We start from the raw sequence: 19,479 nt of genomic DNA, 5'->3' as shown, positions 1-19,479 counted from the left end.
CGCTAGGCGCCGATCGTGTAAAGATCTTCGGCTTCGTGTCCATCGGGAAAATCGTTGGGCGAGAACAAGGTCTGCCTGGTTATCGGTACTTCGCGTCGACGTGCGAGCGCGGTGAAGAGTGCGATCGAAGCCTCGTTGTCGGGGCTGATCGTGGTCTCCAGATGTGTAACACCCAGTGGGGCAGTGCGATCCATCAAGTCGGACAGCATGCGGGCAGCAATTGCCTTGCCGCGCTGGTCTTCGTCGACCGCAACTTGCCACACGAACAGGGTTTCCTGCGCGCTGGGACGGGTATAACCGGAAACGAATCCGACTACGCGGCCGTCTACCTCCGCGACGATGGACGTCGCGCTGAAATCCCTGCACCACAACAGGTATGCATAACTCGAATTGAGGTCGAGCACCTTCGAATCACGTGCGATCTCCCAGAGCCGGACTCCGTCATCGATCTGTGGGCTTCTGAACAACACCGCGTCCGGCGCGGTGGTCGGGATAGCTCTCGTATCAACAGGCTTCATCGGTCATCTGAACGTAACAATCATTGCTGTCGAAGTCATGCAGATGTCCGTTTCGGGCCGTGTGGAACCCGTTGCGCCCCAGGTGAGGACATGAATGTGATGGTGCTCACATTATGTAACTTTTGCCGTTGTCGGAGCGACTATTTCGGGCAAAAACTCGCTATTTCGGGCTTGCGAGCGCCAACGGAAGTACAGAGTGAGCACCAGCCTGTCGAAGTGCGCGCGCGGCCATCGTGAAAGTCCAACCGGTATCGGCGATTGCGTCGACAAGAAGTATCGGTCCCTGGTGGATGCTCATGTCCGGGACTTCCCAAACATCGACCAGTCCGGACACGCGGTAGGCGGAGTTCGCTGCCGACACCGGAGGGTGGTCGGGGCGCAAGCGAAGAGTGCCCAGGTCGGTCAATCGCCCGACCTCGGCCAACTTGGCAGCCAGGCTCGACACCAACAAAGGATGCGTTGTGGATTCGAGGGCCATGACACCGGTGGGTCGCTCGGCCCAATTCCAGGCGGCCAGAACGCTGATACACGCGCTGACCACCGCATCGGGTACCTCGGCGTCGGGACCGTCGAAAAGCGCGCGGAGACGTTGACCCCAGCCCAGGTCCGACATCCGTCCGAGAATGCGCCCGGTTTCGGGCCCCTCGGTGATCTTCCCGGACAGCTTGACGCCCAGCTTGCTCAGGCCGGTCGGCCACATCTTGCGCGGCTCCAGGTCGAATCCGGGGCGCTGCAAGCGCGCCCGAGTCTCGTCGAGGGCGGCGGTGTCGACAGTGGTGTCGTAGCGATTGCCTGTGCAGTTGTCACAGCGACCGCACTGTGAGTTCTCCGAGGTCAGACCAGGATCGTCGAGTTGTTCACGCAGGAAGGTCATTCGACACGTCGTGATGCTCTGGTACTCGACCATTGCGGCCTGCTCGGCCTGGCGAGCGTCGTCGAGTCGGCCGTAGCGCTCGGCGTCGTACACCCAGGGTTCGCCGGTGCTGATCCACCCGCCCTTGACGCGTTTGACCGCGCCGTCGACGTCGAGGACTTTGAGGACCATCTCGAGACGCGTGCGATTGAGCTCCACCAGAGGTTCGAGTGCCGGTGTCGACGTGGCCTTTTCGGTGTCGAGGTGTTCGATGACGCTGCGGACCAGGTGCTCGCGGGGGAAGGCGACCGAGGCGAAGTAACTCCAGATCTGCTTGTCCTCGGCGCCAGGCAGGAGGATCACGTCTGCCCTGTCGGTGGAACGACCGGCGCGGCCCACCTGCTGGTAGTACGAGATCGGCGACGACGGTGCGCCGAGGTGGACGACGAACCCGAGATCAGGCTTGTCGAAGCCCATCCCGAGTGCCGAGGTGGCCACCAGAGCCTTGACGCGATTACCCAACAAGTCCTGCTCGAGAGATTCACGTTCAGTGGGATCGGTCTGGCCCGTGTAGGCGGCGACGGTATGGCCGCGCTCGGAGAGCAGGCTTGCGAGGTCGCGCGCGGCCGAAACCGTCAGCGTGTAGATGATGCCCGAACCCGGCAGCGTCTCGAGCATGTCGGCAAGCCAGGCAGCGCGCGCCGTCGCCTCCGGAATGTGGACTACAGAGAGGTGAAGCGACTCGCGTTCGAGCCCGCCGCGAAGGACGAGGGTTTCCTCACCGCCGACGCCGAGTTGGGCGGACACGTCCTCGACGACGCGGTTGTTGGCCGTCGCCGTGGTTGCGAGGACGGGAATGCCCTCGCCGAGTTCGGCGATCAAGGTCCTGATGCGGCGGTAGTCGGGACGGAAGTCGTGGCCCCAGTCGGAAACGCAGTGAGCCTCGTCGACTACGACCAGGCCGGCATCAGCTGCCAGGGCCGGGAGCACCTGATCGCGGAAGTCAGGGTTGTTCAGGCGCTCGGGGCTGACCAGAAGGACGTCGAGATCATTGGCTGCGACGCGGGCATGGATGTCGTCCCATTCGGTGACGTTGCCCGAATTGATGGTTGCGGCGCGCACTCCGGCACGTTCGGCAGAACTGACCTGGTTTCGCATCAGGGCCAACAACGGAGAGACGATGACGGTGGGGCCGTGGCCCGTTGCCCGGAGCAGCTTCGCCGAGATGAAGTAGACCGCAGATTTGCCCCAGCCGGTCCGCTGTACGACGAGCGCGCGTTTGCGCTGCACCACCAGCGCCTCGATGGCCGTCCACTGGTCCTCGCGTAGGCGGGCATCCGGCCCCGCGAGTTCGCGGAGCAGTCGCTCGGCTTCGTCGCGCATGGCTGGGGCAGTGGCGGTGGTCATGGACCCCATGGTGCACGACCCTGCCGACACGTGCGGGCTTCAGGCCTTGGCAACAGGTTCCTGCAGTTCGGTGACCCAGCCGTCGACATCCTCCGGGCACGCCAGCGTCACCTCACGGCTGGGGCCGGCATTGCGGTATCCCGCTGCGTCGATCCATTGGGCCAACGCCTGATAAGCGGGCAGGCAGTTGTCCATCGAACCCTTGTGCAGCAGCGAGGCCACGTGCTCTTCGGCCCGCAGGTCCACCACAGCGAACTCGTAGTCGCCATCGGGATTCGCGTCTACCGGTAGCGCCGCATGGACGACGACGTTCTCGTCGTCACCGGCATCCTCGTAGTAAGCGACAGCGGGTCCGATCGCGGCGATACCGGCACGATCCAAACCGGTACAAAGGCGCTCGTACAACCCGCGAACCACCGGGCCGATCGACGACGGATCCATCGTCTTGGCGGTACCGGCCAACTCCGCGACCCGCAGCGCCGGAACTGACTTGATCACAACCTCGTATGCGGACATCTGTCCCTCACTTTCGATGATCCGTAGGCGCGCCTGTACATGCGCCAGTCGCGCGGTGTCTTCCTGGATTCGGGTTTCGAGTTCTGCTCGGCGAAGCGTGAGCATCCCGCGGATCTCGTCGACGGTGACCGCTGACTCCACCACTTGCTGGACCTGGGCCAGAGTCAGGCCCAACTCCTTGAGAGCGACGATGCGGTTGAGCAGCGCCAACTGGCCCGCGGTGTACGAGCGATACCCGGTGGATGCGTCGACCCTCGCGGGTCTGAGCAGACCGATGGCGTCGTAGTGGCGGAGCATGCGCACCGACACACGACCTGCTCTCGCGAAGTCTCCGATGCTCAACAACCTTGCTCGCCCCGTTTCTCTCTCACAAACCCGATACCTACAGGTTTACGACCTCACACGGTGTCAGAGTCAAGCTGTCGGTTCAGGACTTTTTCGATCGCAGCGCGAGTGGGTGACGACACCGACGCGCCGCGGACCGTCGTCGCCAGACTTCCCGCCGTGGCAGCGAACTGCAGGGCGCGGTCCTGGCCCTGCACCCACTCCACGGCGAAGGCGCCGGTGAAAGCATCGCCTGCGCCAGTTGTATCCACGGGTGTCACGGCCGGGGAGTCGGCGTGGATTGTCTCCTCGCCCGACCGGAGATCCGCGCCGCCGGCCCCGAGCGTCGTGACGAGGTATCGGACGCGACCGGTGACCGCGGACAACTGCTCCGACTCGGTCTGGTTGACGATCAGGATGTCGACAGACTCGATCAGGGCGCCCGGAAGGTCTTGTACCGGTGAAGGATTGAGGATGACAGTTGTTCCGTTGGCACGCGCGTGCCGGGCCGCTGTGGTGACCGTGTCGAGGGGTATTTCGAGTTGGCACAGGAGAACGTCGGCGTGTGCGATCGCGTCGAGGTCTACTTCGGACAACGAGGTGACCGAGGAATTGGCGCCCGGGACGACGATGATGTTGTTCTCCGCGTCCTCGCTCACGGTGATGGCGGCAACGCCGCTCGGGCCGTCGACACTACGAAGCAACGCGGTGTCGACCCCGGCGTCTTGCAGGGTCTCGCGCAATTGGGTGCCGAAACCGTCGTCGCCGACCGCGCCGACGAACGACACGTCCCCACCGGCCTTCGCGGCGGCGATGGCCTGGTTGCTGCCTTTGCCTCCCGCCGCGGTGGCAAAGGCAGTGCCGAGCAGCGTTTCCCCCGGAGCTGGGAATCTGGACACAGACGTGGTCAGATCCATGTTGATACTGCCGACGACGACGATTCGAGGCGTGCTCATACCTCGAGGTTATCGGCCTTCATTCTCTTTCGACGAACCTTGCGGATGATCCGACGTGCTTCCTCGTCGGTGGCGACGGAGGGCGGAGAGCCGTCGAGTGGCTTGCGTGCGGTCTCGGGGATCATCAGGACTGCGATACCGCCGATCACGGCGGCGATCATCATGTACATCGGTGCGACCAAGTTGCTGCCCGTTGCACTTTCGAGGGCGGTGAGCACCAGGGGAGTGGTCCCGCCGAAGATGGAGACCGCGAGGTTGTATCCGATTGCCAAGCCGCCGTACCTGATTCCGGTCGGAAAGAGTGCGGGAAGCACGGACGGGAACACACCGACGAACAGCAGGAGCAAGCCGCCGAGAATTGCGAGTCCCAGGAAGACCGTCACGTAGTTGCCGACGCCGATCAGAAGGTAGGCAGGCAGGGACAGGACGAAGAATCCGATGAAACCGCTGAGCAGCAAGGGTTTACGCCCGACGCGGTCCGAGAACTTTCCGACGTAGCTGATTCCCATCATCATCACGATCATGACGATGATCATCAGAACGAGTCCGTGGGATTCGTCGTAACCCAACGTGTTGGTCAGATGCGTCGGCATGTAGCTGAGCAGTCCGTAGTGAGCGATGTTGTACGTGGCCACCAGGACGATGCACAGAACAAGCGGACGCCAGTTGTCGACGAGAGTTTCGCGTAGTTTCTTGCCTGTGGATTCATCTGCGAGGGAGCGCTCTTCGGCCTGCTCCATCATCTGGAATGCGGGGGTTTCCTCCAAACGCAGACGGAGGTACAGGCCGATGAGACCCAGAGGTCCGGCAATGAGGAAGGGGATGCGCCAGCCCCACTGGAGTAGGTCCTCGGCACTGACGACGGTCTGGATGATCGTCACGATGCCCGCTGCCGCCACATATCCTGCCAGAGTCCCGAATTCGAGGAAGCTGGCGAAGAAACCGCGGCGCTTGTCCGGTGCGTATTCGGCGACGAACGTACTGGCTCCGCCGTATTCGCCGCCGGTGGAAAAGCCCTGCAGTAGGCGTAGGAGTACCAGCAGGATCGGGGCGGCGATACCGATGGATTCGTAGCTCGGGATGAGGCCGATGGCGAAGGTGCTGCCCGCCATCAGAATGATGGTGGTGGCCAGGACTTTCTTGCGTCCGATGCGGTCACCGAGTGGACCGAAGAACAATCCGCCGAGTGGGCGGACGATGAAGGCTGCCGCAAAAATTGCAAAGGTAGAGAGGAGTTGAGCGCTGCCGCTCGCGTCCGGGAAGAACACTTTTCCTATAGTGGTAGCTAGATATGCGTAAACGCCGAAATCGAACCACTCCATGGCATTTCCGAGCATCGTTGCCTTGACAGCGCGCTTGACGGACGCATTGTCGGTGACGCAGACATCGGGTGATTCGGCCACTTCGAGAGCGCTGATCGAGTTCTCTGGTGTAGTCATGACATGCGCTCCCCAGCGCAATCATCGAACCGAGCGGGGCACGTACCTGATGCACGCATCTTTTCGTTGCCCACTCGCCGATGAGCCGGTCGGGAAATCGAGCGTCCGCGTGCCCTGTGGCTCGTTGCGACCCCCGTCGCACGGCTCTGGCCCGCGGCAGTGTCCGGAGCCCTCAGGGCTCCGGACTACCGGCAAGTAAGACGCTTACGCTATCAAAGTTGTGCGCGGGAGCCGATTTTCGGGCTAGAAGGCGCGGGCGTACTGCGACGGGATATGCGGTCCTACCTCGGCGTTCAGTTCACGGGCCGCCCGGCGCGCCCAGTAGGGATCTCGCAACAGTTCGCGGCCGAGGAGCACCGCCACTGCGCTTTCGTCTTCGACGATCTTCTCGGCCTGCTCGGGTTCGGTGATGAGGCCGACGGCGGCGGCCGGTAGCAGGCTCTCGTTCTGCAGGCGACGGGCGAACGGAACCTGGTATCCCGGCTCCACCGGAATCTCGGCCGCCGGTGAATTACCGCCGGTGGACACGTCGACGAGATCGACGCCGTAGTCGGAGAGGATGTTGGCGAGGGCAACGGTCTGATCCGCGGTCCAGCTGTCGACCTCGAGCCCACGTTCTTCCGTGAGCCAATCGGTCGCCGAGACCCGGACGAAGAGCGGTAGCTCGGCCGGCCACACCTCGCGGACTGCGCTCAGGATTTCGAGGAGCAATCGGATGCGGTTCTCGAAGCTGCCTCCGTAGCGGTCCGTTCGCTTGTTGCTCTCGGGGGAGAGGAACTGATGGATCAGGTATCCGTGGGCCGCGTGAATTTCCACGACCTTGAATTCGGCCTTCAATGCGCGGGTAGCCGCCGCTGCGAAGTCCGCGACGACCTTCTCGATGCCCTCCGTGGTGAGCTCGACCGGATCGGCAAGGTGACCGAACGGAACCGCGCTCGGGGCAACCGTCTGCCACGAGAGTCGGTCGTCGGCGGGCAGACTCTTGCCGCCGCGCCACGGAACCTGCGTCGACGCTTTGCGTCCGGCGTGCGCCAGCTGAATTCCGGGCACTGCGCCGAAGTACGCGAGTTGCGCGTTGATCTCGGCGAAGGCTTGCGCCTGCGTGTCGTTCCAGATCCCCAGATCAGCTGCCGATATGCGGCCTTCGGGATTGACGGCCGTCGCCTCGGTGAGAATCAGGCCGGTGCCGCCGATTGCACGGCTCACCAGATGCGTGCGATGCCACTCGTTGGGCACTCCGACCTGGTCGCCGATGACGTCAGCGGAGTACTGGCACATCGGTGCCATCCAGACGCGGTTCGGGATGGTGACGCCGCGCAGGGTCAAAGGCTCGAACAACACACTCACGGATGGCTCCTGACTCGAAGAAGAAGGTCGGTGGGTGCAACAGTGTCGCGCGCCGGAATTGTTCCCCGGCGGTCCGCCGAAATGTTCGCAGGCGGTCCGCCGGAATGGTCCCGGGTGGTCACAGCCTCGTTCCGCCGAGCAGGCCGTCACGGTGGGTGGTTAATGTGTATTCATGACCGCTGTGACTTCCAACGCAGAAACCGTCGACTCGAACGCGTCCGACACCAAGTCCGTCGTGCACGACGCCGCACGCCGAGCCCGTAAGGCTTCGCGCGTCCTGGCTCTGCTGACCACCGCGCAGAAGGATGCTGCGCTCAACGCCGCAGCCGACGCGGTACTCGCGGCAAGTGATCGGATTCTCGCGGCCAACGCTCTCGATATCGACACCGCGAAGGCGGGCGGCACCGAGGAATCGCTGCTCGACCGTCTTCGTCTGACCGCTGAGCGGATCGAGGGCATCGCGTCGGGTTTGCGTCAGGTTGCCGGACTACCCGATCCGATCGGTGAAGTGCTTCGTGGATCTACTTTGCCGAACGGTTTGGAGCTACGCCAGCAGCGCGTTCCGCTCGGTGTCGTCGGCATGGTGTACGAGGCTCGCCCCAACGTTACCGTCGACGCTTTCGGGCTCACTCTCAAGTCGGGAAATGCTGCGCTGCTTCGTGGTTCGTCCTCGGCGGTCAAGTCCAACGAAGCGTTAGTGGCGGCTCTGCGCGCGTCGTTGATTGACCAGGGACTGCCCGAGGATTCCGTTCAACTTCTGCCGAGTGCGGATCGGTCGACGGTCACGCACCTCATCCAGGCCCGCGGCCTCGTCGACGTCGTCATCCCGCGCGGCGGTGCCGGCTTGATCAGCGCCGTCGTGCGTGATGCCACCGTGCCCACCATCGAGACCGGTGTCGGTAACTGCCACGTCTATGTTCACTCGGCCGCCGATCTACTGATGGCCGAGAAGATTCTTCTCAACTCCAAAACCCGTCGGCCCAGTGTGTGCAACACGGCAGAGACGGTGCTGGTCGACGCCGCTATTGCCGAGACGGCCGTGCCGAAGCTGCTCCAAGCGCTTCAGATGCACGACGTCGTCGTGCACGGTGATCTGCCGGGACTGGTTCCCGCGACCGAGGACGACTGGTCGAAGGAATACCTCACCCTCGACGTCGCCCTCAAGGTCGTCAAGGACCTGGACGCTGCCGTCGAGCACATCGACCAGTACGGGACCGGCCACACCGAAGCCATCGTGACGTCCGATCTCTCGGCTGCCCGCGAGTTCACCGCTCGAGTCGACGCTGCGGCAGTGATGGTCAATGCGTCGACTGCCTTCACCGACGGTGAGCAGTTCGGGTTCGGCGCCGAGATCGGCATCTCCACCCAGAAACTGCATGCGCGTGGCCCCATGGGGTTGCCGGAACTGACGTCCACCAAGTGGATCGTCTGGGGCGACGGGCATACCCGACCCGCCTGAAAAGTTCACCAGACTTGCCCCACCTCTCAAGGAGTTAACCGTGGACCGAGCACTTCCCGACACGACGCCGTTCTTCTCGACCGTCGACGACGTGATCGAACGGCTGGCCGAAACCGGCTATCTGTCCGACAAGGCCACCGCGACGGCAGTCTTCCTGGCCGATCGTCTGGGCAAGCCGCTGCTCATCGAGGGCCCGGCCGGTGTCGGAAAGACGGAACTCGCCCGCGCAGTCGCCCAGACCACGGGCGCAGAACTGGTGCGTCTGCAGTGCTACGAGGGCGTCGACGAGGCTCGTGCACTCTACGAGTGGAACCACGCGAAGCAGATTCTTCGGATTCAGTCGGGCGGGGCGAGCGGAGCGAGGGGTGATGTCGCGGTCGACCACAGCTGGGATTCGACGAAGGCGGATGTCTTCTCGGAGGAGTTCCTGCTCGCACGTCCACTGCTCAAGGCCATTCGCCGCGAGGACCCGACGGTGCTGTTGATCGACGAGACGGACAAGGCAGACGTCGAGATCGAAGGTCTGCTCCTCGAAGTGCTCAGCGACTTCGCGGTCACGATCCCCGAGCTCGGAACGATCACCGCCACCCGCAAGCCGTTCACGGTGTTGACCTCGAATGCCACTCGTGAACTCTCGGAGGCTCTGAAGCGTCGTTGCCTCTTCCTGCATCTCGATTTCCCGGACGCCGACCTCGAGCGTCGCATCCTCGCAAGCCGTGTGCCGGAGCTTCCTGAAGCGATTGCCGAGCAGCTGGTCAACACCATTCGTGTTCTTCGCGGAATGCAGCTCAAGAAGGTCCCTTCGGTATCCGAGACCATCGACTGGGGACGCACCCTTCTTGCTCTGGGCATGGACACTCTCGACGACGATGCCGTTCGCGCCACGCTCGGCGTGATCCTCAAGCACCAGTCGGACCAGGTGCGTGCCGCCGCTGAACTTCGGCTGAACTGAGGTCTGACATGGCTCCCGCAGGATCGACGTCGCCGCTCTCACCTGGCGGCCTGGCAGCGCCGCACGGGATTCCCGGTCACCTCGTCGATTTTGTCGAGGCTCTGCGACGACGCGGAATCATGGTCGGCCCGTCCGAGACAGTCGACGCAGGTCAGGTCATGTCTGTTCTCGACCTGCTCGATCGTGAAGCGCTTCGTGAAGGGCTGGCATGCTCGCTCCTGCGCAGGCCGACCCACCGGGCGACGTTCGACGCCGTCTTCGACCTGTGGTTCCCCAAGGCGATCGGTGACCGTGCGGTCGGCGACGTCGACGTCACACTGCCGCGCAAGCCAGACGGCTCGATCGACCTGCAGGCCTTGCGTGAGCTCATTGCCGAACTGCTGACAGACGGCAGTGACGAGGCGATGGAGATGACCGAACTCCTGACCGCCGCGATGGTCGAGGAACTCGGGCAGTACCAGTCGAGTAACGGCCCGTCGTTCTCCGCCTATCAGGCGCTGCGTGACGTCGCCCCGGAGACGTTGCTCAACAAGATCCTGCAGGGCCTGCTCGGCAACCAGGAGGGTTCCGGGTCAGAGGGCAAGGACAACTCCGACTATCAATCCGAGGTCGCCAAGCGCACGGCAGCGCAGCGCATCGCGGACTTCCGCAAGATGGTCGAGAAGGAAACGCGTCGACGCACAGCCGAGAATTTGGGCAAGGAGCGGGTCGCCACGTACGGCGTTCCGAAACTCGCCGAGGAAGTCGACTTCTTGCGAGCGTCCGATGCCGAACTCACCACGCTGAAGAAGAACGTCGCACCCCTGGCTCGCTTGTTGGCCAGTCGTCTCGCCGTGCGTCGTAGCCGCTCTCGCGCGGGTTCGATCGACCTACGTCGTACGTTGCGCAAGTCCATGTCGACGGGCGGAGTGCCGATCGATCTGGTGCAGCGCAAGCCGAAGCGGGCGCGGCCCGAACTTGTGGTGATGTGCGACGTGTCCGGCTCGGTGGCGGGGTTCAGCCATTTCACTCTGCTGCTCGTGAACGCTTTGCGTGAGCAGTTCTCGCGCGTGCGGGTGTTCGCGTTCATCGACACGACCGACGAGGTCACGCGGTTCTTCGACTCGAACGCAGACCTCGGATCAGCGATGTCACGGATGGTGCGTGAGGCCGAACTGATCACCTACGACGGCCACTCAGACTACGGACACGCCTTCGCAGTGTTCCAGGAGAAGTTCGCGCAGTCGATCACCAGTCGCACGTCGCTACTGGTACTCGGCGACGGTCGCAACAACTACCGCGATCCCAACCTTCAGTCGCTGTCGCAGATGGTGGCAGTAGCCAAGCACGCGCACTGGCTCAACCCCGAGCCGAAGGGGCAATGGGGAACGGGTGACTCCGCGGCGAAGGTCTACAACGAGGTCATCAGCATGCACGAGTGCCGCTCGGCCCAGCAGCTTGCCGACGTCGTGTCCCGTCTGCTGCCGGTCTGACCCGTAAGCTCGACACTCGTGCAGAAGGGACTATCGGTGGAACGTGCTCGACGCCTAGGAGTGATGGGTGGCACCTTCGACCCCATTCACCATGGCCACCTCGTTGCGGCCAGTGAGGTCGCCGACCGGTTCGGACTCGACGAAGTGATCTTCGTCCCCACCGGGCGGCCCTGGCAGAAGCAGGGGAAGGGCGTCAGTCCTGCCGAGGACCGGTACCTCATGACGGTCATCGCCACCGCTTCCAACCCGCGGTTTTCCGTCTCTCGGGTCGACGTCGACCGTGAAAAAGTGACGTACACCGTGGACACGCTGCGAGACCTCCGGGCCTACCACCCTGACGCCGAACTCTTCTTCATCACCGGTGCCGATGCGCTGGCCAGCATCCTTTCCTGGCAAGATTGGGAAGAGTTGTTCGCATTGGCGAAGTTCGTCGGGGTATCGCGACCGGGTTTCGATCTCAATGCAGAGCACCTGGCCGGTCACCTCGACACCATGCCCGCCGACGCGGTCACGTTGATAGAGATTCCGGCACTTGCCATTTCGTCGACCGAATGTCGGCGTCGGGCAAGTGAAGACCGCCCCGTCTGGTACTTGGTGCCGGACGGAGTGGTGCAGTACATCTCGAAGCGGAACCTGTATCGACCTGTCGACGCGGAGCGCCGCGACGGAGCTACAACGATGTCGGAGCCCGCACCGGGGAAGTCGGAAGCCGTCCCGGGCGCCGAATCGAGCTAGCCGAGCACAACAAGTACTTTCTGAAGACGAAACTGGAGAACATCGAGTGAGCGCAAACACCGAAGCCATCGACATGGCACGCATCGCGGCCTTGGCAGCCGACGAGAAGCTGGCCACCGAAGTGGTGGTGCTCGATGTGTCCGAACAGCTGGTCATCACGGACTGCTTCGTCATCGCATCTGCGACGAACGAGCGTCAGGTCAACTCGATTGTCGAGAACATCGAAGACCGTCTCCGCGAAGCGGGACACAAGCCGGTCCGCCGTGAAGGCACCCGCGAGGGCCGCTGGGCACTGCTCGACTACGCCGACATCGTCGTCCACGTCCAGCATGACGAGGAGCGCAACTTCTACGCTCTCGATCGACTGTGGAAGGACTGCCCGACGGTCGAGGTCGAAGGCCTCGGACAGAACCGTCCCGGCCCCGCCGACGCCAACACGGTGTTCGAGACCGACACGGTTTCCGAGCCGGACGCGCAGGATCCCTCGCTGTGACTTCGTCGGCGCCCAGTGCGGCGTCGAACCCTGTCCGCCGGCTCATCCTGCTGCGTCACGGACAGACCGAATACAACGCCGACTCTCGGATGCAGGGGCAACTCGACACCGACCTGTCGGAGTTGGGACGCACGCAGGCCAAGAGTGCAGGTCCGGTGATCGCCGACCGCAGGCCGTTGACGATCGTGTCCTCGGATCTGCGTCGGGCGTACTTCACGGCCGTCGCAGTCGGTGATGCCGCCGGACTTCCGGTCCTCACCGACACGCGTCTGCGTGAGACACACCTGGGGGAATGGCAGGGCCTGACTCATCATGACGTCGACGAGCGCACTCCCGGTGTGCGATCTGCGTGGCGAGCGGATGCCACGTTGGCGCCGCCCGGCGGCGAAAGCCGAATCGACGTCGCGAATCGCAGCCTCCCCGTAGTTCACGAATTGCTCGACACGCACCCGGACTGGGCCGAGCGGCCCGTGGTTCTGGTGGCGCACGGAGGCTTGATCGCGGCACTGACAGCGGCATTGCTCGACCTACCCGTCGATCGCTGGGCCGTCCTCGGCGGATTGGGAAACACCAGTTGGGTGCAACTCAGTGGACATGGTGACGTCAAGTCGATCGAGTGGCGACTCGACGTATGGAATGCTTCTGCGAGTGTCGCAAATGACGTCCTCTGAAAGTGCCGACGGGCAGCGCCCCGTCCTCCTCGTACTCGCGGATTCGCTGTCGTATTTCGGCCCCAAAGGCGGCCTCGCGGCAGATCATCCACGCATCTGGCCCAACATCGTGGCCGACGAACTCGGCTGGGACGTCGAGTTGGTCGCCCGTATCGGATGGACGTGTCGCGACGCGTGGTGGGCACTGACTCAGGATCCTCGTGTGTGGGCGGCGGTGCCGCGGGCCGGCGCCGTCGTGTTCGCGGTCGGCGGGATGGACTCGCTACCGTCTCCGCTGCCTACCGCGCTCCGCGAGACCATTCGCTACGTTCGGCCACCCGCGCTTCGACGCGTGGTGCGCGAGGGTTATCAATGGCTGCAGCCGCGGCTTGCACCTCTGGGCCGCCCGGTCGCACTTCCTCCCAAGCTGAGCGTCGAGTATCTGGAAAGCTCGCGAAATGCGTTGGAGTACATGCGGCCGGAACTGCCGATGATCGCGACCTTGCCGTCAGTGCACCGCAGTGATGCCTACGCCAGCGTGCATGCCGGACGACCTGCCGCGGTGTCCGCGATCACCGAGTGGGCTACGGAGAAAGACGTTCCCGTAGTCGACCTTGCAGATGCAGTGCGTGACAACGTCTTTTCCGAGAACGGCAATCCTGACGGCATTCACTGGGGTTGGGACGGTCACGTCGGTGTAGCCCGCGCGATGATCGCTGCGATTCGCGGGGTCGAGTCGCAGAAAACGGTTTCGCCGGAACTGGTTTCGCCGGAACTGGTATCACCGCCGAGCGAAGTCGGGTAGCAGAATGCCGGTCGTCGTCGTCACGGATTCCTCCGCCTGCATCCCGCAGGAGTCGGCCGACGCATGTGGCATTCAGGTTGTTCCGCTCCACGTGCTCCGTGACGGTTGCGACTTGCGAGAGGGCGTCGACGCAATGCCGAGCGACCTGTCGGGAGTGACAACGGCCGGAGCGTCGCCCGCCGAGTTGTCCGAAGCGTATGCACGCGCCCTGGACATGAGCGACGGTGACGGCGTTCTCGCCGTTCACATTTCACGTCAACTGTCGGGAACGTGGGAAGCCGGACGAGTCGCAGCCCAGGAATTCGGTGGCGCCGTCCGGATCGTCGATTCACAGTCCGCCGGTATGGGTTTGGGCTATCCGGCTCTCGAAGCTGCACGCTTGGCCGAGAAGGGCGCTTCACTCGAAGAGGCGTACGGCCGGGCGGTCGACGTCGCCAGCCGTGGGCGCTGCTACATCGTCGTCGACAAACTTGATCAATTGCGTCGGGGCGGACGAATCGGAACCGCCGCTGCGTTGCTGGGTACTGCATTGGCGATGAAGCCGATCCTGCATCTGGTGGACGGCAAACTCGTGCTCGGCGAAAAAACGCGCACCACCACCAAAGCGCTTGCACGCTTGGTTGATTCGGCAGTCGAGCGCGCCGGTCTCGGCCGCGTGGCGATAGCCGTGCATCACATGCGAGCACGAGAGCGTGCCGACGGGATAGCGGAACAGTTGGCCGAGCGCATTCCCGATGTAGCGGAATCCGTGGTCACCGACTTCAGCGCGGTCATCGGAGCGCACGTTGGTGTCGGCGCGATCGGTGTTGTGGTATGCCCGTTGCCGGAGATCGACACGAGCGCCTGATCGTTTCTCCACAATCCGCGAGTTCTCCACAGACAGAAATTGTTCGTCGTTGGCGGCGAGGTCTCTCGTTAGCGTCCAGTCATGAGGATCAGCGAGGAGCGCGAGCGGGCGCGTGATCGCCTCGCGGCGATGGACGGCAACTACAGGCGGCGACACGAGGACGTCGACGAATTCGAGGATTCAGCGTCTTTCGCGAGATCCCCGCAGCCATTCGAGAGATCCCCCGAGTGGCTTCAGGACTTCGACGAGGACGACTACGAAGCTCAGCCCGACTCGTCACGGTTCGACCGATTGCCCGAACATTGGCGCGGTACACGTTGGCGCCCGAGTCGGTCGGCGACCTGGGTGTTGGCGATCATTGCAGTTCTGGCTACGGCAATCGGCTTGTTCGCCGTATGGTGGGATTCTCCGAGTATGCAGGCGGTCCCACCGCTGCCCTCGCCCCAGAATGTCACGGCGGAGAATGTGACTGCCGGCGATGGTGAATCAGCCAGTCCTGTACCGACCGGCGTCGTAACAGAGCAGCCGCCTGAGGCTGTGGTGGTCAGTGTCGTCGGATTGGTGCGTACGCCTGGGCTTGTCAATCTACATTCGGGCTCGCGCATCGCCGACGCGCTTGCTGCGGCAGGTGGCGTGCTCGACGGAGCGGAGACGGTGGGCCTGAATCTGGCTCAGAAACTTGTCGACGGCGATCAGATCGTGGTTGGTGCGGCCGATCAGTCCGGTGGTGTTTCTTCGAGTACCACTGCAGGAGGGACCAGCCCCGCAGCTACGGGGGAATCCGGCGGGGCTGGGCTGGTGAACCTCAATACCGCCACCGAGGCCGAACTGGACGAGCTTCCCGGGGTAGGGCCGGTAACGGCTGCGGCGATCATCTCCTGGCGCACATCCAACGGAAAATTCACGGACATAGAACAATTGGGGGAAGTCGACGGGATCGGCCCGGCAAGGTTGGCCAAATTGCGAGTGCTGGTGTCGGTGTGAACGAACCGGAAGCCTCGCCGGTCCTCGACGCTCGACTGCTTCTGTCGGCGGTCGCGGTGTGGGGGAGCAGTGCGGTGGGGATCCTGTTCGGCCCGGTCGCCGCGTGGGTACTGGCGGTGGCGTGTGCGGTTCCAGCGGCACTCCTCACTTACGTGGTTGTGCGCCGGACATCAGCGGGGTGGGTACGAATCATGTTGGTTGCATTGCTGTTCGGTGCCGGGTGTAGTGCCGTCGGCGGGTGGCGGGCGTCCGAGGCGGAGAGGCACCCACTGACCCGAGCTTCTCTCGAGGGAGCTTGGGTGAGTGTCGAAGTGGAACCCTCGGAGGATCCGCACGCGGTCTCCGGCGCGGTGGGTCAAGGTCAGGTCGTCTTCAGGGCAACCGTCAATTCGGTGACTGCCCAGAACCGCAGGTACTCCGGAGGCGGCTTGGTCACCATCCGGGCGCCCAGTTCGTCGTGGCTCGAAGTTGTTCCAGGGCAGAGCCTCACGGTTCGTGGCCGGGCGAGTCAGCCATGGCGTAGCGATTCCACGCTCGCCGTGATCACGTCCGAAGGGCCTCCCGTCGCGGTGGGAGAAGTGCCCTGGTATCAGCGGTGGGCAAGTGTGGTGCGCATTCGTTTCGCCGCTGCGTGCTCGGCTGCACTCCCGCCGGATCAGGCGGGTCTGCTGCCTGGCCTCGTCGTCGGAGACACGTCGGCGCTGTCGCCGGTGGTGAAGGACAACTTCACCGTTGCCGGACTTTCCCATCTCACCGCGGTGTCCGGCGCCAACATCAGCATTCTGCTCGGGGCCGTTCTGCTGTTGGTCAGAGCCGCGGCGCTCAGTCCACGGGTCGGCGCCGCTTTGGCGGTGGTAGCCCTCGTTGCCTTTGTTGTCGTCGCGAGGCCGTCGCCGAGTGTTCTACGCGCGTCGGTGATGGGCTTGGTAGGCCTGCTCAGTCTGGTCACTGGTCGGCGCAAACAGGCGCTGCCTGCGCTTGCCGCCGCCGTCATCGTTCTGGTAGTCGTGAGGCCCGAGCTGGCCGTCGACTGGGGATTTGCGCTGTCGACTACTGCCACGGGCGCGCTGGTGATCATTGCTCCGGTGTGGGTGGACGTGCTTCGCCGAAGAGGCTGGCCCCGTTGGTTTTCGGAGATGACAGCTGTCTCGGGTGCTGCGTTTGTCGTGACTGCACCGTTGGTGGGCGCCATGGCGGGAACCTTCAGCGTGGTCACGATTGCCGCGAACATGGCGGTGGCGCCGGTGATCGGAATCATCACGGTGTTCGGTGCGGTGATTGCCTTGTGTGCGCTGATCTGTCCACCGATCGCGGTGTTCGTCGCGCCATTGGTGCGGCCGCCGATGGGGTGGCTGCTGTGCGTGTCCGAGCGGGCGGCGGCGCTTCCCGGAGCGTCGGTGGTAGTGCCGTCAGGACTCATCGGTGCTCTCGTCGTCGTGGGAGTCCTACTGGCAGCGGCCCTGACGCTGTGGAATCGGATTTCGAGATGGGTGCTCGGCGTTCTCGTTCTGGGAGTTGTTCTGGCCCTGATCTTTCAACACGTGTTCGGGGGTGGCCGCATTGCTCCGGGGTGGGCACTGGTGATGTGCGACGTCGGTCAGGGGGACGGTCTTGTGCTCTCGACTGGAGACGGCAGGGTGATCGTGATCGATGTCGGTCCTGATCCCACGTCGATGGATCGTTGCCTGAACATGTTGGACGTCAACGACATCGCGTTGCTGATGATCAGTCATTTTCATGCCGATCACATCGGTGGATTGGAAGCAGTCCTGAGTGGGCGTTCGGTCGCTGCGATCGGAGTCGGGTCGATGTTGTTGCCGGAGTCAGGTTTTCGGGCGGTGAAGGATGCCGCCGACTCGCAGGCCGTTCCGGTTGTCTCGTTGCTCGCAGGTATGGAGTTGACGTTGGGATCGGTGAACGTGGAGGTTCTCGGTCCGTTGGTTCCAGCTCCCCGCGATTCCGTCGGTGCCGCAGATGCAGCCAACGATCAGTCGCTGGTGGTGATGGCGCACACGGGCGCGGGTCGAATTCTGTTGACGGGCGACGCCGAAGTTGCGGGGGAGGAGGCGATCCTCCGATCGGGAGCGGACGTGAAGGCCGATGTGTTGAAGCTGCCCCATCACGGTTCTCGGACCACGTCGTCGGCATTTCTGGAAGCGGTGCGTCCGAGGTTGACGATGATCAGCGTCGGCGTCGGCAACAGTTTCGGGCACCCGAATGCGGAGGTTCTCGATGAACTGGATTCATTGGGCGGGGCGGTGGTTCGGACCGACGTCGACGGCACCGTCGCTGTGTACGGCGGGGGCGGCGGGTCTGTGTCGATCGTGTCGGTTCCTCGTGGGACCATCTTCGGGTGAGTAATCCGTCTGGAGTCGATCCGCTGCATCTTGTTCTCGGGGACGACGAGTTCCTGATCGACCGCACGGTATCGCAGCTCATCAGAGCTGTCCGCGGTGACCGCGGCCAGGGTATTTCGGATCTCCCGGTGACCAAGATGCGTGCGGGCGACACCAATGCTCCCGAGTTGGCCGAGTTGCTCAGCCCTTCTCTTTTTGCCGAAGACCGTGTGATCGTCTTGGAATCGGCTGCAGAAGCAGGCAAAGATGCCGTAGCGCTTGTCCTGGAGGCTGCACGCGAGCCGGCAGAAGGTGTGGTTCTGATCGTCGTGCACTCGGGCGGCGGTCGCGCGAAAGCGTTGGCGCCGGCCCTCGAGAAGCTCGGCGCGACGGTTCACAACTGCGGAAAACTGAACAAGAGTCAGCTTGTCGACTTCGTCCGGGGTGAGTTTCGGACCGCAGACGTCAGGGTTGCGCCAGATGCGATCGCTGCGATGATCGAAAGCGTCGGCTCCAACCTCCGCGAACTAGCGTCGGCCTGCTCGCAATTGGCGGCAGATACGGGCGGCAAGATCGACGTCGATGCGGTCCACAAGTATTACTCGGGCAAGGCCGAGGTTTCCGGATTCGACGTGGCCGACAAAGTCATCGTCGGCGATACCCGGGGTGCGCTCGAGGCGCTCCGATGGGCAGATCAGATCGGAACAGCCCATGTTCTGCTCGCCGACGCCCTCGCTGACGCAGTCCACACCATCGCGAAGGTCGGCCCGTTTGCACGGGGCGGTGACCCGTTCCGGTTGGCGTCGGATCTCGGAATGCCGCCGTGGAAGGTCAAGAAGGCGATCAAGGAGGTCGGCGGCTGGGATCCCACGTCGATCGGCGCTGCGATGCAGATCGTCGCCGCCCTCAATGCCGACGTGAAGGGTGCCGCAGTCGACTCGTCCTTCGCCCTGGAGATGGCAGTGCGGAAAGTGTGCGCGTTGCGGAAGAACTGAGTACAACGTGGCCTACTGCGCGTCCGGTCAGAAGTAGTCCGACGACAGTGGCGGCCGTGGCCTCACCCGCCCGGTAGTCGAGGCGTTTCACGCAGGCTTGCTCCAACTGAGTATGCGGAATGGCCTGAGGCCGTGTCGTTGGTTCACCTGTTCTGATGTCGGTCACCCGTAGTGAGTCGTGCGACACCGGATTCACCACACTGCCGCAGACAATGGTTTCTTGGCCGATGCTGTCCACCGGCACCTTCACGGTGGTGAGTAGCGCTCGTCCAACGGCGAGAAACGCCAGAATCGCAACGAGTGAACACATCACGCCGAAGAAGATCCGGAATTCGCTACGTTGCCTGCGCTTACACCATCCGTAGCTTGCGGCACCTCCGACGACTGCAAC

Annotated in this window: 17 protein-coding genes; 11 read left to right on the top strand and 6 right to left on the bottom strand. The window is 63.5% G+C overall.

What is annotated here, in order from left to right; translation table 11 throughout:
* Positions 1 to 2: 2 nt before the first annotated feature.
* The 6 genes from ectA to RHP72_RS18115 form a co-directional block, all read right to left on the bottom strand.
* Positions 3 to 518 carry a diaminobutyrate acetyltransferase gene (gene ectA, locus RHP72_RS18140; RefSeq protein WP_003944572.1) on the bottom strand — a complete coding sequence of 172 codons (516 nt, stop codon included), beginning with the start codon at positions 516 to 518 and terminating at the stop codon, positions 3 to 5.
* Between the two features lie 160 nt (positions 519 to 678).
* A complete protein-coding gene (locus RHP72_RS18135; protein ID WP_030536630.1) occupies positions 679 to 2,778 on the bottom strand; it encodes a DEAD/DEAH box helicase in 2,100 nt (699 codons plus the stop codon).
* Positions 2,779 to 2,817: 39 nt separating this feature from the next.
* Positions 2,818 to 3,639, bottom strand: coding sequence for a MerR family transcriptional regulator (locus RHP72_RS18130; RefSeq protein WP_311093659.1), 822 nt, complete (start codon positions 3,637 to 3,639; stop codon positions 2,818 to 2,820).
* 53 nt (positions 3,640 to 3,692) lie between these two features.
* Positions 3,693 to 4,574: a ribokinase gene (locus tag RHP72_RS18125; protein ID WP_064689239.1), complete on the bottom strand. Its 882-nt coding sequence runs from the start codon at positions 4,572 to 4,574 to the stop codon at positions 3,693 to 3,695.
* Positions 4,571 to 6,013 carry an MFS transporter gene (locus RHP72_RS18120; protein ID WP_311093658.1) on the bottom strand — a complete coding sequence of 481 codons (1,443 nt, stop codon included), beginning with the start codon at positions 6,011 to 6,013 and terminating at the stop codon, positions 4,571 to 4,573. Before RHP72_RS18120 ends, RHP72_RS18125 begins: the two co-directional genes overlap by 4 nt.
* A 243-nt stretch (positions 6,014 to 6,256) precedes the next feature.
* A complete protein-coding gene (locus RHP72_RS18115; RefSeq protein WP_311093657.1) occupies positions 6,257 to 7,360 on the bottom strand; it encodes an NADH:flavin oxidoreductase/NADH oxidase in 1,104 nt (367 codons plus the stop codon).
* A 172-nt stretch (positions 7,361 to 7,532) separates the two neighbouring features.
* On the opposite strand from RHP72_RS18115, the gene RHP72_RS18110 reads away from it, so the two are divergent.
* The 11 genes from RHP72_RS18110 (at position 7,533) to holA (ending at position 19,088) form a co-directional block, all read left to right on the top strand.
* Complete coding sequence (locus RHP72_RS18110) at positions 7,533 to 8,819, top strand: glutamate-5-semialdehyde dehydrogenase (RefSeq protein WP_063316232.1); 1,287 nt, start codon at positions 7,533 to 7,535, stop codon at positions 8,817 to 8,819.
* A gap of 40 nt (positions 8,820 to 8,859) precedes the next feature.
* On the top strand, positions 8,860 to 9,771 hold the full coding sequence (locus RHP72_RS18105; RefSeq protein WP_003944506.1) for a MoxR family ATPase: 912 nt from the start codon (positions 8,860 to 8,862) through the stop codon (positions 9,769 to 9,771).
* A gap of 8 nt (positions 9,772 to 9,779) precedes the next feature.
* A complete protein-coding gene (locus RHP72_RS18100; RefSeq protein WP_311093656.1) occupies positions 9,780 to 11,243 on the top strand; it encodes a VWA domain-containing protein in 1,464 nt (487 codons plus the stop codon).
* An 18-nt stretch (positions 11,244 to 11,261) separates the two neighbouring features.
* On the top strand, positions 11,262 to 11,978 hold the full coding sequence (nadD, locus tag RHP72_RS18095; protein ID WP_003944462.1) for a nicotinate-nucleotide adenylyltransferase: 717 nt from the start codon (positions 11,262 to 11,264) through the stop codon (positions 11,976 to 11,978).
* Between the two features lie 46 nt (positions 11,979 to 12,024).
* Complete coding sequence (gene rsfS / locus RHP72_RS18090; protein WP_003944502.1) at positions 12,025 to 12,471, top strand: ribosome silencing factor; 447 nt, start codon at positions 12,025 to 12,027, stop codon at positions 12,469 to 12,471.
* Complete coding sequence (locus tag RHP72_RS18085) at positions 12,468 to 13,142, top strand: histidine phosphatase family protein (RefSeq protein WP_019749053.1); 675 nt, start codon at positions 12,468 to 12,470, stop codon at positions 13,140 to 13,142. The genes rsfS and RHP72_RS18085 overlap by 4 nt, the downstream gene beginning before the upstream one ends.
* Positions 13,129 to 13,926, top strand: a complete 798-nt coding sequence (octT, locus tag RHP72_RS18080) for a diglucosylglycerate octanoyltransferase (RefSeq protein ID WP_124569244.1) — start codon at positions 13,129 to 13,131, stop codon at positions 13,924 to 13,926. The genes RHP72_RS18085 and octT overlap by 14 nt, the downstream gene beginning before the upstream one ends.
* A gap of 4 nt (positions 13,927 to 13,930) precedes the next feature.
* Positions 13,931 to 14,773: a DegV family protein gene (locus tag RHP72_RS18075; protein ID WP_003944515.1), complete on the top strand. Its 843-nt coding sequence runs from the start codon at positions 13,931 to 13,933 to the stop codon at positions 14,771 to 14,773.
* Positions 14,774 to 14,854: 81 nt separating this feature from the next.
* Entirely contained in the window at positions 14,855 to 15,757 is a 903-nt protein-coding gene (locus RHP72_RS18070; protein ID WP_311093655.1) for a helix-hairpin-helix domain-containing protein, read from the top strand.
* A complete protein-coding gene (locus RHP72_RS18065; RefSeq protein WP_311093654.1) occupies positions 15,754 to 18,114 on the top strand; it encodes a ComEC/Rec2 family competence protein in 2,361 nt (786 codons plus the stop codon). Before RHP72_RS18070 ends, RHP72_RS18065 begins: the two co-directional genes overlap by 4 nt.
* Positions 18,111 to 19,088 carry a DNA polymerase III subunit delta gene (holA, locus tag RHP72_RS18060; RefSeq protein WP_003944476.1) on the top strand — a complete coding sequence of 326 codons (978 nt, stop codon included), beginning with the start codon at positions 18,111 to 18,113 and terminating at the stop codon, positions 19,086 to 19,088. The genes RHP72_RS18065 and holA overlap by 4 nt, the downstream gene beginning before the upstream one ends.
* The last annotated feature ends 391 nt before the right edge of the window (positions 19,089 to 19,479 follow it).

The sequence above is a fragment of the Rhodococcus sp. SG20037 genome, assembly GCF_031763325.1.
In the GTDB taxonomy this organism is placed as follows: Bacteria; Actinomycetota; Actinomycetes; order Mycobacteriales; family Mycobacteriaceae; genus Rhodococcus_F; species Rhodococcus_F qingshengii.
This window is presented reverse-complemented; position numbering and strand designations above follow the sequence as displayed.

What these genes read in the sequence shown, in the direction of transcription:
- ectA (WP_003944572.1), bottom strand. Translation starts at nt 518, where the DNA reads ATGAAGCCTGTTGATACGAGAGCTATCCCGACCACCGCGCCGGACGCG.
- RHP72_RS18135 (WP_030536630.1), bottom strand. Translation starts at nt 2,778, where the DNA reads ATGACCACCGCCACTGCCCCAGCCATGCGCGACGAAGCCGAGCGACTG.
- RHP72_RS18125 (WP_064689239.1), bottom strand. Translation starts at nt 4,574, where the DNA reads ATGAGCACGCCTCGAATCGTCGTCGTCGGCAGTATCAACATGGATCTG.
- RHP72_RS18120 (WP_311093658.1), bottom strand. Translation starts at nt 6,013, where the DNA reads ATGACTACACCAGAGAACTCGATCAGCGCTCTCGAAGTGGCCGAATCA.
- RHP72_RS18110 (WP_063316232.1), top strand. Translation starts at nt 7,533, where the DNA reads ATGACCGCTGTGACTTCCAACGCAGAAACCGTCGACTCGAACGCGTCC.
- RHP72_RS18100 (WP_311093656.1), top strand. Translation starts at nt 9,780, where the DNA reads ATGGCTCCCGCAGGATCGACGTCGCCGCTCTCACCTGGCGGCCTGGCA.
- octT (WP_124569244.1), top strand. Translation starts at nt 13,129, where the DNA reads ATGACGTCCTCTGAAAGTGCCGACGGGCAGCGCCCCGTCCTCCTCGTA.
- RHP72_RS18075 (WP_003944515.1), top strand. Translation starts at nt 13,931, where the DNA reads ATGCCGGTCGTCGTCGTCACGGATTCCTCCGCCTGCATCCCGCAGGAG.
- RHP72_RS18070 (WP_311093655.1), top strand. Translation starts at nt 14,855, where the DNA reads ATGAGGATCAGCGAGGAGCGCGAGCGGGCGCGTGATCGCCTCGCGGCG.